Source organism: Arthrobacter sp. HMWF013 (assembly GCF_003061105.1).
Taxonomy (GTDB): domain Bacteria; phylum Actinomycetota; class Actinomycetes; order Actinomycetales; family Micrococcaceae; genus Arthrobacter.
In genome coordinates this window covers 1-1,518 of the sequence record NZ_QAIQ01000709.1, presented here as the reverse complement: position 1 = coordinate 1,518, position 1,518 = coordinate 1, and the positions used below count along the sequence as shown (strand labels likewise).

Here is a 1,518-nt window from a genome sequence, read left to right as displayed (position 1 = left end):
CCGCCGTAGAAGTCGGTAGCCACGTAGTCACCCCGACGTACTTCGGCGCTGCCGGGGGAGAAAGGGCATTGTCGCCCAGGTCCGGATGATGCCGCAGCACGGCGTCAGTGGGCCCCCTGCGACTCCAGAAGGGCGGCGAGTGACTGGAGGGCCTCCTCGGCTGCCTGGAGGCTGGAGGGATCCATAGCGGCGCTGTCCGGTACGGAAAGCTCCACCTCGCAGCCGCATTCGAAATCTGCGGTCATGACTTCGAGCAGCGACCTGGCGTCGACCCCGTCAATGCCTTCCTTCCGGATCCTGATGGGAAGTCCTGTTTCGGTCACGGCCCTGACAAACACCGCTGCCGGGCGGGCGTGCAATCCGATTGACGCCGACACGACCGCTTTGTGCACTGGCAAGTGGGCTCCCTATTCCAGACGGCGCAGCCGTCTACAGCTGAAATTTCCTGTCCAATATAGCTGGCCAACTGCCTGCGCATCCAAATGTGGCGGCGGCCCCTGAAGCCATGAGCCCGGCTGGTCTAGACCTGCTCCCGGTTGCTTTAAGATTGGAGGGTGAAGACAGAAGCAGGAGAGTCCTTCCGTGGCTGCTGATGCCGGCGGAGTTGCCGGTGAAATTGACCGGAGCAGCGGAATTGCCATCTACGTCCAGCTGAGGGAACTCCTCAGGGCCTACATCAGTGATTCCTGTCCGCCGGGATCGGCCTTGCCATCTGAACGCGATCTGGCGGCAAGGTTTGGCCTCGCCAGGATGACGGTCCGCCAGGCCATCGACGCACTGGTTGGTGAAGAGGTCATTGAGCGCGTCGTAGGCCTCGGAACGTTCGTCCGGAAGCCAAAACTCGACCTTCAGGTAAAACTCACTTCCTACAGCGAGGAAATGCAGCGGCGCGGAATGGTCCCCGCGGCAAAGGTGCTCAGTTTCGAGCAGATCGGTGCGAGTGCTTTCCTAGCCCGTGAGCTACAGGTCGAGGAGGGGACACCCCTCGTGCGGTTCCGGAGGCTCCTGCTGGCTGACGGCGAGCCCATGAGCGTGGACGAGAACTTCATCCCGGCACACCGTGTTCCGGGGCTGCTGGACGGCGATCCTCCAACTTCCCTCTACAACGTGCTCAGCGAACAGTTCGGCCTGGTGATGGAGTGGGGCGAGGACATGATCGAGGCGACGGCGGCATCACCGTCAACTGCCCGGCTTCTTAACGTCGATGTTGGGACGCCCTTGCTTAAGATTCAACGCCACGCTTTTGTTGCCCGGGCGATGGTGGACTACTCGGTCTCCTACTACCGGGCGGATCGGTACAAGCTGTGGGTTCCGTTGCAGCGACCCGGTGCCAGGCCTGCCCGCAACCACGCCTCAGGGTATCGCAGCAACTGATCACGTTCTGGCAGGAGAGCCGGTACCTCCGGCCGCCAACGCAAAAGGCCTGGTCCGAGGGGCGGGTTCTAGCGGTCGTTGCAACACCCAGAATTTTTGGGAGTTGCAACGACCGTGTCGTCTTTAACGGGGGAAAGTGCCAGG

Annotated in this window: 2 protein-coding genes; one reads left to right on the top strand and one right to left on the bottom strand. The window is 62.1% G+C overall.

Annotated features, from left to right (window positions below; translation table 11 throughout):
• Nucleotides 1-104 precede the first annotated feature (104 nt).
• A complete protein-coding gene (locus tag DBR22_RS22825; RefSeq protein ID WP_108600851.1) occupies nt 105-398 on the bottom strand; it encodes an HPr family phosphocarrier protein in 294 nt (97 codons plus the stop codon).
• A gap of 184 nt (nt 399-582) precedes the next feature.
• Between DBR22_RS22825 and DBR22_RS22820 the strand changes: the two genes are divergently transcribed.
• Nucleotides 583-1,374, top strand: a complete 792-nt coding sequence (locus tag DBR22_RS22820) for a GntR family transcriptional regulator (protein ID WP_108600850.1) — start codon at nt 583-585, stop codon at nt 1,372-1,374.
• Nucleotides 1,375-1,518: the final 144 nt, after the last annotated feature.